Source organism: Streptomyces cyaneofuscatus, assembly GCF_033109485.1.
Classification (GTDB): domain Bacteria; phylum Actinomycetota; class Actinomycetes; order Streptomycetales; family Streptomycetaceae; genus Streptomyces; species Streptomyces cyaneofuscatus.
On sequence record NZ_CP137002.1, the window covers coordinates 265,421 to 267,414 of the forward strand.

The following is a 1,994-nucleotide window of genomic DNA, read 5'->3' on the forward strand; positions in this document are numbered from 1 at the left end:
GGGTCAGACCTCGCTGTCCTGGGTTTCGCCCTGGGTCCAGTAGGCGGTGAGGTGGGTGTCGGCGCGGTCGAGGCCGAGCGTGTCGACGAAGTGGTGCCGCAGGTCCCGCATCACCTGGCGTTCCGCGCCGCCCCACACGCGCCCGTCGCCCTCGGGGAGCCGGAGGCCGGTGGCGTGTTCGCGCAGGAGGTCTCCGTATCCCCGGTCGTGGCGGTGGAGCCAGGTGACGGTGGCGTCGGCCCGGGTGGGCAGCGGCTGCTCCTCGGCCGGGTCGGCGACCTCGATCGCGGCCAGGACCCGGTGTCCGGGCGGGAGTTCGGCGAGGATCGCGGCGATGGCGGGCAGTGCCGTCTCGTCTCCGAGCAGGAGGGTCCAGTCGGTGAGCGGTGTGAGCGGATAGGCCGGGCTGGGACCGAACCAGATCACCTCGTCCCCCGGCCGGACCCGCTCGGCCCAGCCCGAGGCGAGCTGGTCGGGCCCGTGCAGGACGAAGTCCATGTCCACTTCGGCGAGTTCGGGGCGGTGCTCCCGGATCGTGTAGCGGCGCAGGCGTGGTTGGGCGGTGGGCAGCAGCGCCCGCGCCGCCTCGGTCGTGAACGGCCGGGGCAGTTCGACACCGGGCTGGTAGAAGTACAGGGCGACATGCTGGTCGCTTCCGTTGCTGCTGAAAGCTGACAGATCGTCACCACCCAGAGTGAGGCGGACCATTCGGGGGGTCACCCGCCGCGTTCTGCGCACGGTGGTCACATGAATGCGCCCCGGCCTGCGGGTTCGGCGCTCATCGGTCGTGGCCCTGCTCATGCTGTCCGGACTCCTCGCTGCTCTTGCGGTGATCGACTCCCGGAATCCCGCCCGGAGACGATAGGTTAGGCACACCTTACTTCCGGCCGCGCTCCGATGCGGCTGGAAGATCTTCCTGTTCCTGAACTAAGGAGTGAACATGGCACGTTCACGTGTCCTGTCCGGCGCGGTGGAGCGCAGGCGCTTCCTCGGCGGACTCACGGGTGCGGCGGCGGCCTTAGGGCTGACGGCCTGTGGCGTGAGCGAGTCCGACGGCAAGGGGTCGGAGGGGAGCGGTTCAAAGGAGCCGTCCGCTGCGGCGACCCGCAGCCTGGAGACGGACAACGGGACGGTACAGGTCCCCCAGGAGCCCAAGCGGGTGGTGGTTCTGGAGAACTACGACGCCCTGATGCTCCTCGATCTCGGACTGGTCCCGGTCGGCATCCCGGACGGGGCGGCCAACCCGCAACTGCTGCCGAAGGACGTGTACGAGCAGCTCAAGGACGTCGCCACGATCGGCGCCTCGGGAACGCCCAACTCCCAGGCGATCGCCGCTCTCAAGCCGGACCTGATCATCGATCAGTTCTACAAGGAGAAGTCGGCGCCGCTCAAGACCATCGCTCCGGTGGCCTTCTTCGACTGGCACACCAGCGGGGCGTTCTGGAACGAGCAGATCGCCAAACTGGCGAAGGCGGTCAACCGCGAGAGCCAGCTCGGCGAGAAGAAGAAGGAGTACGAGGGCCGCCTCGCCGAGGTGAAGAAGGCGTACCGCAAGCAGATCGAGACCACCACCTGGGCGCCCCTGAGCGGCGGTCCGAACGGCAAGTTCTTCCTCGGTACACCTCTGGTCACGGTGATGCGCGACGTCGGTCTGCGGATCGGCGCCGGGCTGCCCGAGAAGGAGGCGGGCTTCGTACCGAAGAGCTACGAGGAGATGGACGTCCTCAAGGACTGCGATGCGCTGATCTACTCGGTGCAGGCCGACGGCAAGGCGACGCCCACCACCCAGCAGCTGCTGGACCACAAACTGTGGAAGGGCGTGCCCGCGGTCAAGGCCGGACGGGCCTTCCCCTCGAAGCACTTCGTGATGGCGAACTACAGCTTCGCGATCGCCGCGGTCGGTGAGATCGAGGAGATGCTCAAGAAGATGTAGTGGGGCGTGCCGGAGGGGGACCCGGCCGGTGCCGGGTCCCCCTCCGACGCAGCACACCGGC

At 68.5% G+C, this 1,994-nt stretch carries 2 protein-coding genes; one reads left to right on the plus strand and one right to left on the minus strand.

The features are described 5' to 3' along the window. Positions 1–3: 3 nt before the first annotated feature. Positions 4–801 (minus strand): siderophore-interacting protein, encoded by a 798-nt coding sequence (locus R2B67_RS01205; protein ID WP_317815948.1) that lies wholly within the window; start codon positions 799–801, stop codon positions 4–6. Between the two features lie 139 nt (positions 802–940). Between R2B67_RS01205 and R2B67_RS01210 the strand changes: the two genes are divergently transcribed. Then, a complete protein-coding gene (locus tag R2B67_RS01210; RefSeq protein WP_317815949.1) occupies positions 941–1,933 on the plus strand; it encodes an ABC transporter substrate-binding protein in 993 nt (330 codons plus the stop codon). Positions 1,934–1,994 lie beyond the last annotated feature (61 nt).